Origin of the sequence: Caballeronia sp. LjRoot31, from assembly GCF_964253885.1 — a bacterium.
Lineage (GTDB): Bacteria > Pseudomonadota > Gammaproteobacteria > Burkholderiales > Burkholderiaceae > Caballeronia.
On the sequence record NZ_CAXURX020000004.1, the window covers coordinates 92,363 to 109,912 of the forward strand.

At 58.9% G+C, this 17,550-nt stretch carries 15 protein-coding genes and 3 pseudogenes; 11 read left to right on the forward strand and 7 right to left on the reverse strand.

The window, feature by feature from the left end:
- Positions 1–470: 470 nt before the first annotated feature.
- From ACSQ8V_RS38410 to ACSQ8V_RS38420, 3 genes are all read left to right on the forward strand, one after another.
- On the forward strand, positions 471–2,732 hold the full coding sequence (locus ACSQ8V_RS38410; protein ID WP_436209356.1) for a hypothetical protein: 2,262 nt from the start codon (positions 471–473) through the stop codon (positions 2,730–2,732).
- A 133-nt stretch (positions 2,733–2,865) separates the two neighbouring features.
- Positions 2,866–3,801 carry a patatin-like phospholipase family protein gene (locus ACSQ8V_RS38415; protein WP_165989513.1) on the forward strand — a complete coding sequence of 312 codons (936 nt, stop codon included), beginning with the start codon at positions 2,866–2,868 and terminating at the stop codon, positions 3,799–3,801.
- Positions 3,802–3,813: 12 nt separating this feature from the next.
- Positions 3,814–4,704 (forward strand): nucleotidyltransferase domain-containing protein, encoded by an 891-nt coding sequence (locus ACSQ8V_RS38420; RefSeq protein WP_436209357.1) that lies wholly within the window; start codon positions 3,814–3,816, stop codon positions 4,702–4,704.
- A 147-nt stretch (positions 4,705–4,851) separates the two neighbouring features.
- Here ACSQ8V_RS38420 and ACSQ8V_RS38425 read toward each other — a convergent pair whose 3' ends face one another.
- Together ACSQ8V_RS38425 and ACSQ8V_RS38430 are read right to left on the reverse strand one after the other, a co-directional pair.
- Positions 4,852–5,820, reverse strand: coding sequence for a hypothetical protein (locus ACSQ8V_RS38425; protein WP_436209358.1), 969 nt, complete (start codon positions 5,818–5,820; stop codon positions 4,852–4,854).
- Positions 5,821–6,533: 713 nt separating this feature from the next.
- Complete coding sequence (locus ACSQ8V_RS38430; protein ID WP_436209359.1) at positions 6,534–7,568, reverse strand: DNA-binding protein; 1,035 nt, start codon at positions 7,566–7,568, stop codon at positions 6,534–6,536.
- Between the two features lie 407 nt (positions 7,569–7,975).
- On the opposite strand from ACSQ8V_RS38430, the gene ACSQ8V_RS38435 reads away from it, so the two are divergent.
- Both ACSQ8V_RS38435 and ACSQ8V_RS38440 read left to right on the forward strand, forming a co-directional pair.
- Complete coding sequence (locus ACSQ8V_RS38435; RefSeq protein WP_436209360.1) at positions 7,976–9,169, forward strand: tyrosine-type recombinase/integrase; 1,194 nt, start codon at positions 7,976–7,978, stop codon at positions 9,167–9,169.
- A gap of 122 nt (positions 9,170–9,291) precedes the next feature.
- A pseudogene (locus ACSQ8V_RS38440) lies at positions 9,292–9,765 on the forward strand (alpha/beta fold hydrolase); the annotation flags it as partial.
- Positions 9,766–10,040: 275 nt separating this feature from the next.
- On the opposite strand, the gene ACSQ8V_RS38445 reads toward ACSQ8V_RS38440, so the two are convergent.
- Positions 10,041–11,075, reverse strand: coding sequence for an IS110 family transposase (locus ACSQ8V_RS38445; protein WP_436209361.1), 1,035 nt, complete (start codon positions 11,073–11,075; stop codon positions 10,041–10,043).
- A gap of 411 nt (positions 11,076–11,486) precedes the next feature.
- Here ACSQ8V_RS38445 and ACSQ8V_RS38450 point away from each other — a divergent pair, with 411 nt between their 5' ends.
- The 6 genes and pseudogenes from ACSQ8V_RS38450 to arsN2 all read left to right on the forward strand — a co-directional run bounded on the left by ACSQ8V_RS38450 (position 11,487) and on the right by arsN2 (position 13,983).
- Positions 11,487–11,819, forward strand: coding sequence for an ArsR/SmtB family transcription factor (locus ACSQ8V_RS38450; protein WP_436209362.1), 333 nt, complete (start codon positions 11,487–11,489; stop codon positions 11,817–11,819).
- Positions 11,816–12,283, forward strand: a complete 468-nt coding sequence (locus ACSQ8V_RS38455; RefSeq protein ID WP_436209363.1) for an ArsI/CadI family heavy metal resistance metalloenzyme — start codon at positions 11,816–11,818, stop codon at positions 12,281–12,283. The genes ACSQ8V_RS38450 and ACSQ8V_RS38455 overlap by 4 nt, the downstream gene beginning before the upstream one ends.
- On the forward strand, positions 12,280–12,801 hold the full coding sequence (locus ACSQ8V_RS38460; protein ID WP_436209364.1) for an arsenate reductase ArsC: 522 nt from the start codon (positions 12,280–12,282) through the stop codon (positions 12,799–12,801). Before ACSQ8V_RS38455 ends, ACSQ8V_RS38460 begins: the two co-directional genes overlap by 4 nt.
- Positions 12,788–13,279, forward strand: a pseudogene (locus ACSQ8V_RS38465) (arsenic resistance protein); the annotation flags it as partial. The gene ACSQ8V_RS38460 and the pseudogene ACSQ8V_RS38465, both read left to right, overlap by 14 nt.
- Positions 13,278–13,493: pseudogene (locus ACSQ8V_RS38470) on the forward strand (MFS transporter); the annotation flags it as partial. The pseudogenes ACSQ8V_RS38465 and ACSQ8V_RS38470, both read left to right, overlap by 2 nt.
- 22 nt (positions 13,494–13,515) lie before the next feature.
- The gene (gene arsN2 / locus ACSQ8V_RS38475; protein WP_436209365.1) at positions 13,516–13,983 is read left to right on the forward strand and encodes an arsenic resistance N-acetyltransferase ArsN2; all 468 of its coding nucleotides are present in this window, start codon (positions 13,516–13,518) and stop codon (positions 13,981–13,983) included.
- Between the two features lie 429 nt (positions 13,984–14,412).
- On the opposite strand, the gene ACSQ8V_RS38480 is transcribed toward arsN2, so the two are convergent.
- The 4 genes from ACSQ8V_RS38480 to ftrA all read right to left on the reverse strand — a co-directional run bounded on the left by ACSQ8V_RS38480 (position 14,413) and on the right by ftrA (position 17,493).
- Positions 14,413–14,589, reverse strand: a complete 177-nt coding sequence (locus ACSQ8V_RS38480; protein WP_436209366.1) for a DUF1289 domain-containing protein — start codon at positions 14,587–14,589, stop codon at positions 14,413–14,415.
- 3 nt (positions 14,590–14,592) lie between these two features.
- Entirely contained in the window at positions 14,593–15,870 is a 1,278-nt protein-coding gene (gene dmeF, locus ACSQ8V_RS38485; protein WP_436209367.1) for a CDF family Co(II)/Ni(II) efflux transporter DmeF, read from the reverse strand.
- A gap of 8 nt (positions 15,871–15,878) precedes the next feature.
- Positions 15,879–16,154, reverse strand: a complete 276-nt coding sequence (locus ACSQ8V_RS38490; protein WP_436209368.1) for a metal/formaldehyde-sensitive transcriptional repressor — start codon at positions 16,152–16,154, stop codon at positions 15,879–15,881.
- 358 nt (positions 16,155–16,512) lie between these two features.
- Positions 16,513–17,493, reverse strand: a complete 981-nt coding sequence (gene ftrA, locus ACSQ8V_RS38495; RefSeq protein ID WP_436209369.1) for a transcriptional regulator FtrA — start codon at positions 17,491–17,493, stop codon at positions 16,513–16,515.
- Between the last annotated feature and the right edge of the window lie 57 nt (positions 17,494–17,550).

Below are 17,550 nucleotides of genomic sequence, written 5' to 3' on the forward strand. Positions count from 1 at the left end.
TGACGTACATCCCTAGGATAGGCGGTCTTTTTTGCCACAATCAGCAAAACGAATGACTTGTCTGCGATATGGAGGGTGATCCGAGCGTCATGACGCCTGTCACCGTCCAAGCCGACCGCCTCCCTACAATCTAGCTCAGCGCGCACGTCCGGCAGCGCTCGAAGAGTTTCGAGAAGCTGTTCGATAAGTGATCGTTCGGTCGTACTTGAGGTATGCATCTTGGCTTTGGAAGACCTGCTTTACTGAACAGTGAATATCGCTATTCTATCGAATATTTGCCATAATTGCATTATTTACTGCACAGTAAATCTGAGATTGAGCATCACGGGGATGCACTCAGGCTTGCGCTGGATGCCGACCTCCCACAAAGGATGCCGATGTTGTTCCACGATGTTCCAAAAATCTCTTGACTCATCAAATTAACGCGGCTACATTCGTTTGCCACAACACGGAACAACAAGAATGGATCGATGGCTTACACAGCTTCTCTGGCGACGACCCCCGGTCGCCCGGGCTACAACATCAGTTTTCGACACCCCTGCCGGCTCGACTCAAAGGGAAAGCCCGGCCTGAAAATGCGCCGCGGCCTCGGCACCGACGACAAGACCACGGGCGAAGAACTGGTCGCGCAGATGAACGCGCTGCTTAAGGACGAGGCTTGGTGGACCATCGCCCGCTATCAGGACGCCTTGCAGGCCTTCGACAAGCGCATCGTCGACGCCTTCTACGACAGCATCCAGGCTGGCGTGCGTGACTCCTACGAGATCCGCAACGGCGTCATTTCTATGCCTGGCAAGGCGGATGGCTACGCCAAGGCGCTTTTCGTGGGTACCACCGGCGCAGGCAAAACATCGCTGCTGCGCCACCTGATCGGCTCGGACCCCGACCAGGACCGTTTCCCGTCGACCTCGACGGCCAAAACAACGGTGTCCGACATCGAGGTGATCCCCGCCGCAGGCGACTACAGGGCTGTCGTCACATTTTTTTCCGAGACGGTAATCCAGGCCAACATCGAGGACTGTGTTGGCAACGCCTGCTCCGCTGTCTGGGAGCGCCTGCCAGAAGACAAGATCGCTGATCGCTTCCTGCACCACCCAGACCAGCGCTTCCGCCTCAGCTACCTGTTGGGCTCCTGGAAGAAAGACAAACCCGCCGAACAAGCTACCGACGACTGGGATTTCGGCGAGCCCGATCAGGCCGCCGCCGCTGCGGCAACCAGCGATGAGGCTATCTCCACGGCGGATGCCGAAAAACTGCAGGCCAAGCTCGAAGGCTATGTCGCGCGCATCACCGCGCTGGCCAAGGCGAAGGGCGAAGTGGTCGCCAAAGAGCTGTTACCCGATCCCTACTCCGCTTCGGTCGAAGACCGCGAAGCCGCGCTGGAAATCTTCCAAGGCGAGCTGTTCGCGGACGAGGGCTTCCATGAAATCGTCCATGACGTGATAGACGATGCCCTACACCGCTTCGACCTGCTCGACAGTGGCGAACTGACGCATCGCAGCAGCAGCTCGAAGTGGCCGCTCATGTGGGCTTACGAGACTGACGATCGCACGGAGTTCCTGCGCCAGGTGCGCTGGTTTTCGAGCAACTTTGCCCCCTCCTTCGGTAAGCTGCTGACGCCACTGGTCGATGGCATCCGCGTCATCGGGCCGTTGTTCCCGGTTTTTACCGACCACCAGGCCAAGCTCGTGCTACTCGACGGCCAGGGCCTCGGTCACACGCCCGATTCATCTACCAGCGTGACCACGCATATCACCCGGCGCTTTTCTGACGTGGATGCGATCCTTCTTGTCGACAACGCCGAGCAGCCGGTGCAGGCGGCGGCACAGTCTGTGCTGCGCGCGGTCGCATCGAGCGGCAACTACAGCAAGCTGCTCATCGCCTTCACGCACTTCGACCAGGTTAAGGGACTGAACCTGCCGAGCTATGCCTACAAGCGAACTCACGTCCTGGCGTCGGTTCACAACTACCTGTCGAAGCTGAAGGAGGTCCTAAACGGGCCCATCGTGGCCGCCATGGAACGTACGATCGACGATCAGTGTTTTATGCTCGGTGCGCTCGATGGCCCCCTCAATGGGTTGCCTGCAGGCGTCCGCGCCCAATTGAAAGCCTTGATCGCCTTTGTTGAAAGGTCCGTCGAGCCGCCGCCAATTCCCGACGCGCAGCCCACCTACGACCCCTCAGGCCTGGGCTTCGCCGTGCAGCGCGCGGCCGACAGCTTCCAGAAAGCATGGGCGGCCCGCCTCGGTCTGGTGGTCGGCGCCACGCTGCCGGCGGAACACTGGAGCCGGATCAAGGCGCTCAACCGTCAGATCTCGAACGAATCCAGCGTCGAGTACGACTCCCTGCGGCCTGTCGCTGATCTGGTCGGCCGCATCACCGAAGAGGTGGCCAACTTCCTCGACAACCCGGTCGCTTGGACGCGGCCGCCTGTCGATGACGACGAGGCCCAGCAGGCAATCGCGCCAATTCGACAGGTGGTTTTCAGCGGACTGCACGGACTGGCCCTGCATCGTCTGGTCGATAAGCATCTTGCCGACTGGCGTCGCGGAATGGAGCACAAGGGCAAAGGGTCAGCCGCCCGCCGCGCCGTCGATATTCGGGGCATCTATGAACTGGCGGCGCCCATTCCGGGCACTGTGAATTCGGGCCCTGCCCTGGAGTTCATGCGGGGGGTTCGGGACCTCGTCCGGGCTGCCGTAGAAGAGAACGGCGGCACGATGCGGTCGTAGTTCTGCAACGGGGTTGCCACTTCACCCGTTGGATGCGGTATTGGAAGATGAGCGAACTGGAAGTGTGTGCTGTACGCAGAACGCCTCGTCTTTACGTGGACGACTGTCGCATCCTGAAACGGATAGGACCTATATGGACGAACAACCGCAGCCTCAAACGTGCCGCATCCTCGCTCTGGATGGCGGTGGGGCAAAGGGCTTCTACAGTATCGGCATCCTGAAACAGCTCGAAGCTTTGCTCGGAGGCAAGCCGCTGAGTGAACAGTTCGACTTGATCTTTGGGACCAGCACCGGGGCCATCATCGCGGCACTCCTGGCCCTGGGCAAAACGGTTGATGAGATTCATGCGCTCTACCGCACGCACGTCCCGCAGATCATGGGTTTGCGCTTCAGCGGATCTCGCACCAGAGCCCTTGAAAAGCTCGCTGTTGATGTTTTCGGCGATCAGAAGTTCGAAGCGGTTCAAACAGGTATTGGTGTCGTCGCTTCGCGGTGGCGCGAAGAACGACCAATGATCTTCAAGGCGAGCGTGGCACAGGCGCATGGGATGCATGCCACGTTCCAGCCCGGATTCGGTTGCACCATCGCGGACGCGGTGGTGGCGTCGTGCTCCGCCTATCCCTTCTTCAACCGAAAGATAATCACTACGTCGGATGGCAGTGAGATCGAACTCCTAGACGGCGGCTACTGCGCAAACAACCCCACGCTGTACGCGATAGCCGATGCGGTAATGGCGCTCAAGATGTCCCGCGAACAACTCCGGGTTGTGAGCATTGGCGTGGGCGTCTACCCCGAACCTCCGAGGTACTGGCACAAGTGGTTGATATCGAAGTTCTTTCTCGTTCGACTGTTGCAGAAAACCCTAGACATCAACACTCACTCCATGGAGACACTCGCCAAGCTTCTGTTCAAAGACGTGCCAATGGTGCGCATCAACGACACGTATAGCACCCCGGACATGGCGACTGATCTCATGGAACACGATCCAAAAAAATTGAACGTCCTATACCAGCGCGGCGGTCAGTCGTTCAGCAAACACGAAGACGAACTCAAGAAACTACTGATGTAGGGGAAACAACAGATGGCCATCCCAGAAGACCAGTTGACGCAATGGGCCCAGATCGGAGCGCAAGTTACCTCCAAGGACACTTACGCGACGATCAAGCTAGCGCTGGAAAGCAGCGGGGCTGGATACAAGGATATGAACTACAAGATTTTTCTGCAGGGGTCATACCGCAACGACACTAACATTCTTAAGGAAAGCGATGTCGATGTCGTCATCATGCTCGAATCAGTTTTTTATTACGACATCATTCCGCTTTCCGAGCCGGAGAAGGCCGCATTCTCTGCCGTTCATCCCGCCGCGGCATACACAGCGAAGGCCTTTCGCGCTCATGTGATGGAGGTGTTGATTGAACGCTTCCGCGATGACGCCGTGCCCGGCACCAAGGCCATCGCGATCCAACCGTTTCACAACCGGCGGAAGGCCGACGTGTTGATCGCCGTCCAGCACAAGAAATACCGCCGATTCACGGCAATCGGGAATGACGAGCAAGTGACCGGCATCTGCTTTTTCAAATCAGATGGCACCAAAATCGTGAACTACCCGAAACTGCATCGGGAGAACCTTGCGGCGAAGAACCAGCAAACGAACGAGTGGATGAAGCACATCATCCGCATCTTCAAGAACGCCCGACAAAAAATGTGTGAGCAAGGGGTCTTGGAACGAGGCCAGGCACCTTCGTACTACCTTGAGGGCCTGTTGTACAACGTTCCGGTGGATCGATTCGGAAACACGTATGACGACTCGGTGGTCAAGTGCATCAACTGGCTGCTCCAAGCGGACCGCTCAACCTTTCTGTGCGCCAATCGACAGTACAGATTGCTCGACGACACGCCCGACGTGTCTTGGAATACGAAAGACTGCAACGCCTTCCTGAGCGGCTTCGTTCAACTGTGGAATGGATGGTAAGTCTACGCCGAGAACCACCGGTTTCGATTCTTCGACCGGCATCTCTTTATGCGCTATGGGCAGGATCTACTGTCCACGTTGCTGAGACCATGACGAGGTTGGCAGCTTAAGCCGGTTGGCTGCTCCTATTGCTCCCCGAACCCCAGCTTAGGCGGCGAACTTCGCCCGAGCCAGGGTTGCACGCGCGCTACTCAGAAAGGCTGTCCTGACGTCGTCCGCGGACAGCGGATTCTTCAGGCCGTCGCTGCCGTTCGGGTAGACGTCGCCGAGCCACACCCCGTCGATGAGCTTGCCGTTGCCGAGATCCGCCCAGTTGGCCTTTTCCGAATCTACCCGATGGAACGGGCGGTCGGGCAACCTGAATACGAACGGCGAGCCGCCCCAGAAAGCCTGCACGCGGCTGCTCGCAACCAGCCGCACGCGCCACACACCGTCGTTGTACCCGAATGGACGGAACACGTCGCAACGCAGATCCGGCGCGACTGCGAGCAGGATGGCGCGCGCGAGATTCGCCTTGACCCAGGCTTTGCAGCGGCGATCGTCGTTTTGGTGTTGCGCGTCGTAGATGTAGAGTGCGCCGCGCCACTGGCCGTCGACGAGCTGGGCCGTCAACAAGCGCCCGTCACGGCTGCGTGCCGGCGAGGCCACTCGCGCACGGTGCGTGTGCGCCGAGTCGATGCGGTACGGCTCATTGCCGCTTGCGAAAATCTGCTCCGGTAGATCGAAGGTCCGCGTCCGCCGGGTCACATCCTGGCCGACGCCGGAAAGCTCGGCGTCCAGGTCATATGCGAGATCGAGAAACCGTTCAGGTTGGACGGCACGCCGCGCGACCCCGATCGTCAAACGGGCCCCACCGAAGAGGACGTCGACCGCCGCCGCGGTTGCCGGATCGGTCAACTCCGCCAACCGGTCGATGCATGCCTGGCGATCAAAGCTCAATGGATCGAGCGGCTGCTGTTCGTGGCGGTTTCGCAGAGCGGCATACGTACGCGTGTCGTAGCCGGCTGAGACCGCTTCGATCAAGTGCCCGTGACGGATCGGAAAAAGGTCGGCGATGGACTGGCTGAACGCGCAAAGTTGCGTGTCCACGATGGACTTCAGATTGGAGGACTTCATGTCCGCTCCCCAAGTTACTGGTCTGGTTCGCCGATTACGCACAGACCACCCTTGGGAGGGAAGCTTGGCGAGAGATTTCGCCGCACGAGGCAGCGTCTGATTCGAGCCGGCGACAGCTCCGGAACAGCACCGTGGCGACCCTGACGGGTGGCCAGCCCGTAGAGTAGACGGACCGTTGCTGGGTTGTCAATCACGCGCCCGCGCACTGCGCCCTCCTCGCACGCTCGCGTCGAGCCATCGATGGAGACGTGGCGACGCCAACCGCTTCGGCCGCGCCTCCCCTGCCCCCTCGCCACCGCCTGCGTTTTTTGCCGGCGAAAGCATGTCGTCTTCGGCCCGGCATAAAAATCGCGACATCTGATAACTGGAGTTATCAGGCCTGAAAGCGGTAGTTCTAAAGCCGGCTAGCGACTCAAACCGGCGTTCAGAGCAGGCTTGTGGCGCGGCAAGTTTTGAACACGGTTACTGCACATCTTACTATTTCCTAACAACGCACCAGCCTGCGAGAGGTCAGCCCGCAACCGACGCAAGGCGAGAAGCACGCGAATGTCCCCAGACGCAGACCACGCATTCTCAGCCGGGTGCAACATCCACCGCGAGCATGCGCGGCGAGCAGGTACGCGAACCGCGGTTCACGTGTCCCGAGTTTGTTCGCCAAGCGCGTTGACTAGGAGGCCTCATCGGGCCCGAAAACTAGTTACGGCGAGGAAAAATCAAGGTTTTTTCGTGCGCGGCGATTTGCGTACCGGCGCACTGTCTGCGCGCACGCCGGCGGTCTGCTTGGTCTTCGGCACCTTCTGCTTCGCGTTGGCATTCGCCAGCGATACCGCCAGTTGGTCTCGCTGATCACGCGCCTTCGCCGCTTCATCGATATAACGCGCGTTCTCGGTACGCAGCGCATCCAGCTTACCCTCGAGCACACCGACTTGCTGACGCAGATTACCGACTTGAGCCTGCAGTTTCTCCACGTCGTCGCGATGCCGGACACTGCCCTGCTCCGTTTTACGGGTAGCCGTGTCCAGTTCCTTCTGCAAGCGCCCGGTCGCTTGCCGCTCACGATCGATTTCCAATAGCGCCCGGGTCTCGGCGGCTTTGAGCCGCTCCTGCGCCAACCTGCCGTCGGCCCGCAGCTTGTCCAGTTCCGAGGCGAAATCCCGCCGGGCGGTCTCAAGCGCCTGCAGTAGTTGCTGCTCGCCCTGTTGCGCAAGGCCTAGCTGGTCCTGCAGTGTCGATGCTGCTGCAACCGAGACGACCAGCGCCTGGTCCAGTTCTGTGATGCGATTCTGCGCGCCCTCCAACGCGGCTGCACTGCCCGTCAGCTCCTGACGCAGCTGGTCGCGCTCGGCCTCGGCCCGAGTCTGCTGAGCCTGCGCGTCCGCGACCGATCGTTGTGCCTCGAGCTGCGCGGTGGCCAGTTGGTCTTGCGCCATATCGACCGCCCTCATCCAGAGCGCGGCCGCCAGTTCCCCGGTCGCGGACTGCAGCTCCACCGGCAGGTCGGGATGCTCGATGCGCACCCGGCTTTTTTCACGAAGGGTCGCCCAGAAGCGCGTCAGCGCCTCGGCCGGCGCGCTCATGCTGCCCTTCTTCACCAGTTGATAGAGCCGGTTCGCCGTGGGGGTGATGCCATGCCGGAAAAACAGCAGCACGCAGACCTCGCGATACAGGTCCTGGGTGCGCGGAAACTGCGCGCGCAGCTGGTCGATTTCCGCCTGCAGTTGCGCCTCCAGGGCGGGCGAAGCATCCATGGCGAGTAGTTCCAGGCGATTGATGTGTTGATAATATAACGTATAACGTTGCTTATCTTGAACGAGAAACTCTAATTTAGACATTATGACTATAATGTCGAGTAAAATGACGCTTTGTGTGAATTGACTACGTCCACCGTTGGTTAAAGCAAATTTGTGTCCATTCTTAAACTCATTTTGTTCTCAGCCCCCTGGGTTGAAATCGTCGTGCCGATGCACCCGGCGGCCGGTGTTGGGCTCAACCGTCGATCAGCCCGGCAACCATACAAAATTGCTTAAAGTGTCAGCCGAAGGAACAATTTTGGTTAAAACTTTTTAAAGCAATTTTGTTCCCAATGATCGACGTTGCCGCCAACTTGCCATTGCTTGATGGGAACAAAATTACTTAAACCGACGTCTCACCCCATATGTCGTTTCCTGAGCCCCTCCGCGTGTCCGACGGCACCCTGGTGCCGATCGAGAACTTGTATCTCCCACCAGAGCTCGACGGCAGCCTCGGCACGAACCGCGCGCTCGGCGCCCGGCCTCAAATTGCGGCCCAAAACGACGTCGACGCGATCCGGGCGTGGCTCGCGCGCTTCGTGGACACGAAGGCGACCTTTGATACCTATCGAAAGGAGTCCGAACGGCTGTTGCTATGGTCGACCACCGAACTGCGCAAGCCGCTCTCCTCTCTCACACACGAAGACCTCCTTCTCTACCGGCGGTTTCTGGCGGACCCGCAACCGGCGCAACGCTGGGTCATGACCGGACGCAAAGTGGCCCGCGCCGACCGATCCTGGCGGCCGTTCGCGGGACCCCTCTCCCCCGCGAGCGAGCGACAAGCGTTTGTGATTCTGAATACGCTGTTCGCGTGGCTGGTCAACGCGGGCTATCTGGCCGGCAATCCCCTGTCTCTATCGCGTCAGCGTGCGCGTAAGGCGAAGCCGCGCGTGACGCGCTTCCTCGAGGACGATCTTTGGCAGGCCGTCAAAACCTCAATCGACGCGATGCCCCGTGACACCGCACGGGAGCAGGAGCACTACGCACGCGTGCGCTGGCTGATCTCGATCCTGTATCTGATGGGTCTGCGTATCTCGGAAGTCGTGAGCAATCCAATGGGGGGCTTTTTTAGACGGCGGGACCGCGAAGGCCAGGACCGATGGTGGCTGGCGATCACTGGCAAGGGCGACAAGGAACGTTTGCTGCCGGCGACGACCGAACTGATGATGGAGCTGACACGCTATCGCCGACACTATGGCCTTGCTCCCCTGCCCTATGGTGGTGAAACGACACCCCTGCTGTTGCCGATCGGTGGCACACCCCGGACTATGACACGTGGCGCCGTGCACCTGATCATTAAGCAGGTGTTCGACAATGCGATCGACCATCTACAGTCAACGGGGGCAGCGCATGAGCGCGCAACAGAACGGTTGCGCCAAGCGTCGGCCCATTGGCTGCGGCACACAGCGGGCTCGCACATGATGGATGGGCAAGTTGACCTTCGATACGTGCGTGACAACCTAGGGCATGAATCGATCTCAACAACCAGCCAGTACCTGCATGCGGACGACGATGATCGGCACCGTGCAACAGAGGCGGGACTGAGACTCAACTGGTAGCAAGATGACTAGCATTCGAAGCTCGGCATAAGCAGGCCTGTGACCAGTAGACAACGAGAGCCTTCGTATTCAAAGGTCGATGTGGCAGATTGCGCACGAAGTAGCGCTACGGCTGATGTCCCAGGGGCGCCCGCGCTATTACACCTTTTCTTAGGGGATATGTGCTAACACGCTTCCTTGCATCGACAACCCTTCGTTCGGGCCAGCAGGCAGCGCTTATGGCAGACCTGTTGTCGCTGCTCGATGCGCTTCAGGTTGAACAGGTCGTGCTGGGCGGTTATGACTGGGGCGGCCGGGCAGCATGCGTCGTGGCGTCGCTGTACCCCTCGAGAGCGCGAGGGCTGGTTTCGGTCAACGGCTACAACGTCCAGAATAAAGCCACCGACATGCGGCCAGCCAGCCCGGAAAAGGGACATCAACTCTGGTACCAATATTATTCTCATAGTGAGCGCGGCCGGGCGAGACTGACTGAAAACCGGCGCGCGTTCTTTCACCTCTTATGGTCTTTATGGGGTGCCCTCAAGAAACGGACTTTTGCGTACTACTACAAGGGCTCCCCGTTGAGCACAAGCTCAAACGCGGTTTTCTGTTGTTGACGAACTGTATTGCTTTGCCAGAGCGAAGTGAGAAGGTGAAGGACTGCGGTACTACAAACGGTCATGTTGGGCTCATTGCCCGGACCCTGATGAAAGACGCACGCGAGGGCCTCGTTCGCTAAACGGGATTGAAATCCCCGTACTTTTTCCAGGCATACCCCGCGCGGGTCCAACCCGCTTCACATCCACGATGGCAGTGCAAAGTGATCTTTTCTATACGCTCATGGTTCCCGCCGTGATGCTCTAAAAGACTGATCGATGTTGCCGCACAGCGTTCATACGCCGGCTGGTTCTGATGGTTCATGCCTGAAGGCGTCGCCGTACTTCAGAATCGCCCAGGCCATCCTGGCATTCTTGGCGGCGATCGCGACGGCTGCTCGCCAGTAACCGCGGCGTTCGACTAAGTTCCGCACCCAACGACTGAAGCGGTCCTGCTTGTCGCCCAGACTCGCCATTACTGCGCGAGCTCCGAGCACCAGCAGGCTGCGCAGATAGGCATCTCCAGCCTTGGTGATGCTTCCTAGGCGCTCCTTGCCGCCGCTGCTGTACTGCCCGGGCGTCAACCCAAGCCAGGCAGCTACTTGCCGACCATTTCTGAAGTCGCGTCCCGCACCCATGCTGGCAATCAATGCGCTCGCCGTAGTCGGTCCGATTCCCCTCAGTTGCATTAGTCTTCGGCTTCGCTCGTCTTCGCGGGCGATCTCGCCAATTGCCCGGTCGTATTCGACCAGTCGGTCCTCGATGTTGCCGGCGTGTTCCAGCAGATCGCTCATGCATCGTTTCGCCCAGCCAGGCAAGCCGTCCAGATGCGGGACAATCTCTCTTCGCAGTCGTTCTGGACTCAGCGGTAACACCACGCCGAATTCAGAGAGCAAGCCGCGTAATCTGTTGTAAGTCGCCGTACGTTCCTCGACAAAACCCTGCCGCGTGCGATGAAGACAAAGCGTCGCTTGCTGGTGCACATCTTTGAGCGGCACGAAGCGCATGTTGGGCCGCGTCACGGCCTCGCAAATCGCGGCGGCGTCTGCAGCGTCATTCTTGCCGCGCTTGCCGGACATCCTGTACGGCGCGACCAGCTTCGGCGCAATTAGTTTTACCGTGTGACCGAACTGCTGAAATAACCGGGCCCAGTGATGCGCTCCTGAGCAGGCTTCCATACCGATCAAGCAAGGAGGCAACTGCGCGATCAGCGCCACCAGCTGATCACGTGCAACCTTCGGCTTGACCAGCGCTGCTTTGCCGGCCTCGTTGACCCCGTGAACAGCAAACACTGTCTTGGCGAGATCGATTCCGACGGTGATAATTGACATGGACTTCCCCTCTTGTGGTTTTGATGCAGTCGCGAAACTCCATCATGGCACCTTGATGCCGACTTGCGGCTTTCGCCGCAGCCTCGGGACGGGGAAGTCCCTTTCATTCGCTAAGACCGAACGGCCCTTACGCGTCGAGCAGCGGCCATTCACGCGGTTCCAACGAACTTCTAAAATTGGCCGAACCTGGTCCGACGTTGGCCTGGCGGAGTGGGCTGCCATTGATCGGTCCGCGTCGAGCAGAAGTCGACCCGAAAGCGACGTACGCTCAGCCTAACTGAGCAGCCGGTTTTCGCGTGCCACAGTCGCTCAATACTCTGATCTCCCGCCGATAGACCTGCATCCGGTTGCGCAACGAAATCAATTCGACAATACTTGAAATATCGAATCCAATGCTCTATCGTTCCGTGCATGGACTCTAATCTCGTTGTACGCGCCCTGAGCGCGCTCGCCCATGAATCGCGCCTCGCGATCTTCCGCATGCTGGTCGTCGCCGGGACGGACGGCATGGCCGCTGGTGAAATCGCGAAGCAGCTCGGGCTTTCCCCTTCCAGCCTGTCATTTCACCTCAAGGATCTGTCACATGCAGACCTGATGAAGCCACGGCAAGAAAGCCGTTTCATCATCTACACGGCGAATTTTGACGCGATGACGGGTCTGATCGGCTTCCTGACGGAGAACTGCTGCGCCGGCGCGACCTGTGCCGCGAGCGATCTCCCCAACTGTTGCGGAGATACACCATGAAGCGCATGCATATCCATGTCGCGGTCGAAGACCTCAACGACAGCATTCGGTTCTACAGCGCCATGTTCGGCAACGTCGAGCCCACGGTCCTCAAGGGCGACTACTGCAAATGGGAGCTGACCGATCCGGCAGTGAATTTTGCGATCTCGCGACGTGGGGTGCAGCCAGGCGTCGACCACATCGGCATCCAGGTTGAAACCGACGCGGAGCTGGCTGAGATGAATGCGCGCTTCACTGCGGCGAAGCTACCGGCACAGCAGCAGACGGAGACAACCTGTTGTTACGCCAAGTCTGATAAGGCGTGGACAATCGATCCGCAGGGTGTCGCGTGGGAGACGTTCAGATCCCTCGAAGCTGCTCCGGTCTACGGTAAGTCCCACGATCGAGCGCAAGCACAAGCGCAATCAACGGCGGCATGCTGCTCGCCTGCTGAATCCATCGTGACGATCCGGAGTCGCACGTGAGCGATAAACCTTACTCGATTCTCATTCTCTGCACGGGGAATAGCTCGCGCAGCATCATGGCCGAGGCGCTGGTCAACGTCCTGGGGAAAGGGAAGTTTTGGGCGTACAGCGCCGGTAGCCATCCCTCCGGAGCGATCAATCCGTTTGCCATTGAAAGATGCGAGGCGCTCAGCTACGACACGTCCGGGCTGCGAAGCAAGAGCTGGGATGAGTTCGCAACGCCTGACGCTCCACACATGGATTTTGTGATCACGGTCTGCGACCAAGCGGCGGGCGAAGTCTGCCCGATCTGGCCGGGCACACCGATGACAGCGCATTGGGGTTTTGAAGATCCGGCCGCGTTCGAGGGCAGCGATGAAGACAAGCGCAAGGTATTCACCAAGGTATATCGACAAATCATGAGCCGTGTGAGCCAGTTCGTGAACCTGCCGCTCCATGTGCTTGACAGCAACGCGATTCAGCACGAAATGCGCGCGATCGGTGAAAGGCCTGCAGAGGAATCAAATGAGCAGCACTGACACGGCAGTTGGCGGCCATCGGCCGGCGATCGGATTTTTTGAGCGCTATCTGACGGTCTGGGTTGCCCTTTGCATCGTGGGCGGCATTCTGCTCGGGCAGGTGGCGCCCCAGCTCTTCCAGGCAATCGGCCGCATGGAAGTGGCACAGGTCAATCTCCCGGTCGGCGTGCTCATCTGGGTGATGATCATTCCGATGCTGGTCAAGATTGATTTTGCCGCGATGACCCAGGTCAAGAGTCAGTGGCGTGGTATTGGCGTCACGCTCTTTGTGAACTGGTTCGTCAAACCGTTCTCGATGGCGTTACTCGGCTGGATCTTCATCCGCCATGTGTTCGCGCCGTGGCTTCCCTCGGATCAACTCGACAGCTACATCGCCGGCTTGATCCTGCTGGCCGCAGCCCCTTGCACAGCAATGGTGTTCGTCTGGTCGCAGCTCTGCAAGGGCGATCCGTATTTCACGCTATCGCAAGTGGCGCTATGGAGCCGCGAGCGGACTACTCTCGATGCCCTCGAATATTGCCAAGGGCATTGCGCCGATTTCCGCCGCTGCGATCTGGACGGTCGGCGGAAACTATCTCCCTGTCGAATGGACCGTGTTGCTGGTGTCGCTGGTTTCAGCCGTTGCGTTCATCCTGGCGACACGTCTCGCCTCCAGAGAAAAGTTCGACGACCGTCAAGTCAATTTCGAGTGAGCATACTGCTATGCAGATACGAATGGCCGATGAGGCCGACCTGTGCGAGATCCAAAGTCTTTTACGCGCGAATGACTTGCCTGTAGAAGATATTTCGAAAACGCTCATCAAAGGATTTCTGGTTGCAGAAGGTGCAAGCGGATCGGTTATCGGCATCGGCGGACTTGAACAGCTCGGCTCTAGCGTGCTGTTGAGATCACTGGCTGTCGCACCGGAGGCACGCGGAATAGGAATCGCACGTGCACTGGTAGCACGCCTCGAAGACAACGCACGCTCATGCGGGCGACAGGATGTTTGGCTACTGACAACGACGGCGGAGCGATTTTTCGAGCGAGCCGGTTACGAGCGGGTGAACCGCGAAGACGTCCCCAGCGAAGTGCGGTTATGCAGGCAATTCGCGGCGCTGTGTCCGTCGACGGCCTCCTGCATGCGAAAGCGGATCAACACGGTATCCTCCGCACCCATCGTCGAGAGGCTGGCATCAAACTGATTTCCGACGCTCGACGCCAGTTCGTCACCGGCTCTTGGCCGAATTTCGCCCTCCGGCGCTGCCTACCAGGATCGCACAAACGATCATTTGAGCAACGTCGCCGCGTGATGGATAAGAAGGCTTGCGAAGGTTGCGCAAACCAGTTGCGTTATCAAACTCAACGGCAACAGCTTTGCGCACCGTTGAAGACGGCACGCGCCTATCTTAACGTGCGCAAGTTTCCGGATATTGAGACGACCCCTACTTCTCGTGGAGTTGTCGTATGGACTGCGGCGAGACAAGCGCGCGAAGTCGTTGATCTATATGATTGTGCGGCTCGGCTATCGTACGTTTTCATCCGAATGTTGAGTGCACCCCGTAAAGGTCACGGCGCTACCATCGCCGTGCTGGTCGCCCGTGGGAGGCACGCTGCTCCATCGACACGTCGGGTCATTCACACTGTATCTTGGCCTGTCGTCGGAAACGGTCGTTAATCACCAGATGGCGTCGGTGATCCGCCATATTCTTCCACCCTCGGGTTTCTTCGAGAGTGCGAAAGCATCCGACGCATAATTTAGTCTTGCCATCGAACGCGCATACGTCGATGCAAGGTGATTTGACTGCCATGGCTCAGGCCGCCGAATGAGCGGGCTGCACTTCAACGGTGACATGCGATAGTCCCTTGAAGCGCTTAAGAGCCGCGTGATAAAAGCACGAGTCGTGCTGCGACTCATCGGTGGCAATCGATACCACCGCGCTCATATGGCCGGGTCCCACTCGCCACACATGCAGGTCAACCACCTTGTCGCCACGGTCCTCGATGGCATGCCGCACATTCTCTGCTAAGCGCCGGTCGGAGCTCATGTCGAGCAGGATCGCACCAGTGTCTCGGATCAGACCGTACGACCAGTTTGCAATCACCAGCGCGCCGATGACACCAGCGAGCGGATCCATCCAAAGCCAGCCAAACGCGCGAGCCAGTACAAGACCGATGATAGCCAGCACAGAAACCGCCGCATCCGCGATCACGTGAATGTACGCAGATCTGATGTTGTGGTCGCGAGTCGCTACTTCATGCGGGTCGTCGTGGTGCTCGTGTTCCTCGAATTCGATTTCGTGCTCGCCATCCTGCAACTGCACGATAGCTTTGAATGCGTGCGGCTCAGGAATGTCTTGTTTCGATTCCAGATAGCCGCCACGGTCTGCCAATTCAAACACCTGCCGAGTACCGTCTGGCCGGATGGTCGTGACGAACACGGCTGTCGGGTCCAGTCGTGATTGCTCGGTGGCCGGAGTGATCCGGAAAACCGGCGGCACGCCATCCTCAAAGATGGAAACGCCGAACACACCGGCTGGAGAAAAGATCTTTTGACCTTCTTCTTCATGAGCGTGCTCATCGTGACCATGTCCGTGACCGTGGTCGTGTCCATGACTGTGTCCGTGACCGCCACCGCTTAAAAGCCACACGCTCGCGACGTTGACAAGCAGGCCGAGCACGGCAATAGGAATCGCTTCACCGAAATGAATAGGTACCGGAGACAGAAAACGAGAAATGGCCTCGTAACCAATCAGCAGCGCAATCATCGCCAGAACGATGGCGCTCGTAAATCCCGCGAGGTCACCAAGCTTGCCCGTGCCGAATACAAAACGGGAGTCGGTCGCGTGCTTGCGTGCATAAGTATAGGCCAGCGCTGCAATGAGCATGGCACCCGCGTGCGTCGACATGTGCAGGCCGTCGGCGACCAACGCCAACGATCCGAACATACTACCGCCGACAATCTCGAGCAGCATCATCGCGCTGCATAACCAGATAACAGCCCAGGTTTTTCGTTCGTTGCTTTCATGGCCTGCGCCAAGAAAGATGTGGTCATGTCCCGCGCCGAACGCGGCGTTTTTGAAATCACTCATTTTTCGCTCTACTTGAAATAGCTGTGGACGACTTCGATGAGCTGCTCGGTCGCGCTGCCAGCGAGCTGTTCGTCAGTGTCGGCATCGACGAGGTGGGAACGGATGTGGTCTTCGAGCACGACGGCTAGCAGTCCGTTCATCGCCCCGCGACAGCTCGTGATTTGCTGGAGCACGTCAGAACAGCCTCGCTCTTCTTCTAGTGCACGCTCGATGGCTTCGACCTGTCCCTTGATGCGACGGACTCTGTTGAGAAGCTTCTGCTTCTCACGAATTGTGTGACTCATGAACGACTCCTCATATACCGTAGGGGAGTATATATCATGATCAAATTTCCATATAGGGAGGAGGGGTATATGCGAACCACCACCAGATCGGGCGGCATAGGCGCAAAAGGTCCGCCGCCGAGCTTCCAGACACTGCTCGCGGGGAATTCGGCCGGGGGGCGTGAGTTTTTCTGGCCGGTGGCTTCGGACACGACAGAATCAAGGCTGTCGAGGGCTACGTGAGAAACGCAGCGCACAGATGCTGCCAGCACCACGCGACCATCATCGCGACGAGATTCGTTGGTCGTCGTGTGCTATGACGATCGCCTAGAAGCTGGCACGTAACGGGGGTCAGTGCCGAAGCTATCGGTATTTGGCGTTAGGCCAGGTCAGAGGCCTTAAATCGTTCACGGTAGTAACCTGGACTCGTACCGAGTCGCGTTCTGAAGTGATTGCGCAGGGTCGCGGCGGCGCCGAAACCAACTGCTGACGCGATCTCATCGACCGACAGAGTCGACTCTTCGAGCAGTTCACGGGCACGTGCCAAGCGTTCACCCAGAAGCCACTCTCCGGGTGGCATTCCCATCGTGCTGACAAAATGCCGCTGGAAACTTCGCCCGCTCATTGCGGTGGCGGCAGCCATGCGTGTGATTGACCAGTCCTCGGCTAACCCACCACGAACCGCGTCGACCAGCGGCGTTAGCGTCGACCCGCTGCGGCGCTGAACGGGTTCTTCGACATACTGCGCCTGACCGCCTTCGCGATGTGGCGGCATGACGAGGCGTCGGGCGACTTGATTGGCGGCCCGAGGGCCCAAGTCACGTCGGATCAGATGCAAACACAGATCAATTCCCGCTGCGCTGCCCGCCGACGTTAGAACGTCGCCCGCGTCGACATAGAGAACGTCGGGTTCGACAGAGATTGAAGGATATCGCTCTGCTAAGCCTGCGGCGTGACGCCAGTGCGTCGTCGCGCGCTTACCGTCGAGCAGACCGGCAGCGGCCAATACGAAGGCGCCAGTGCAAATCGACATCACGCGTGCACCGCGCTTGTTTGCTTTTCTTAAGGCGAGGCAAAGTTCATCCGGCACCGGTTCCGCGATGCCGCGCCACCCGGGAATGATGATCGTTTTCGCTTTGGACAAAAGCTCGAGTCCGCCGTCTGCCTGGACATGAATGCCGCCGGCTCCGCGCAATGCCCCCGGCTCTGCGGCCGCGATCGCGAATCGATACCAAACATCGCCCATCTCTGGCCTCGGAAGTCCGAACACCTCGACGGCGCACCCATATTCAAAGAGGCTCAAGCCATCGTAGACAACGACCACGACCAAGCCCGCATCAGTCTGACGAGTAATTTTCACTTTGGCATCATCCGGACGTTAATAGGCATTCGCGCCACTGGTGCCTGCATTTTGCAC

Coding starts and splice junctions, on each gene's coding strand:
- ACSQ8V_RS38410 (WP_436209356.1), top strand. CDS start 471: ATGGCTTACACAGCTTCTCTGGCGACGACCCCCGGTCGCCCGGGCTAC.
- ACSQ8V_RS38415 (WP_165989513.1), top strand. CDS start 2,866: ATGGACGAACAACCGCAGCCTCAAACGTGCCGCATCCTCGCTCTGGAT.
- ACSQ8V_RS38420 (WP_436209357.1), top strand. CDS start 3,814: ATGGCCATCCCAGAAGACCAGTTGACGCAATGGGCCCAGATCGGAGCG.
- ACSQ8V_RS38425 (WP_436209358.1), bottom strand. CDS start 5,820: ATGAAGTCCTCCAATCTGAAGTCCATCGTGGACACGCAACTTTGCGCG.
- ACSQ8V_RS38430 (WP_436209359.1), bottom strand. CDS start 7,568: ATGGATGCTTCGCCCGCCCTGGAGGCGCAACTGCAGGCGGAAATCGAC.
- ACSQ8V_RS38435 (WP_436209360.1), top strand. CDS start 7,976: ATGTCGTTTCCTGAGCCCCTCCGCGTGTCCGACGGCACCCTGGTGCCG.
- ACSQ8V_RS38445 (WP_436209361.1), bottom strand. CDS start 11,075: ATGTCAATTATCACCGTCGGAATCGATCTCGCCAAGACAGTGTTTGCT.
- ACSQ8V_RS38450 (WP_436209362.1), top strand. CDS start 11,487: ATGGACTCTAATCTCGTTGTACGCGCCCTGAGCGCGCTCGCCCATGAA.
- ACSQ8V_RS38455 (WP_436209363.1), top strand. CDS start 11,816: ATGAAGCGCATGCATATCCATGTCGCGGTCGAAGACCTCAACGACAGC.
- arsN2 (WP_436209365.1), top strand. CDS start 13,516: ATGGCCGATGAGGCCGACCTGTGCGAGATCCAAAGTCTTTTACGCGCG.
- ACSQ8V_RS38480 (WP_436209366.1), bottom strand. CDS start 14,589: ATGGCAGTCAAATCACCTTGCATCGACGTATGCGCGTTCGATGGCAAG.
- dmeF (WP_436209367.1), bottom strand. CDS start 15,870: ATGAGTGATTTCAAAAACGCCGCGTTCGGCGCGGGACATGACCACATC.
- ACSQ8V_RS38490 (WP_436209368.1), bottom strand. CDS start 16,154: ATGAGTCACACAATTCGTGAGAAGCAGAAGCTTCTCAACAGAGTCCGT.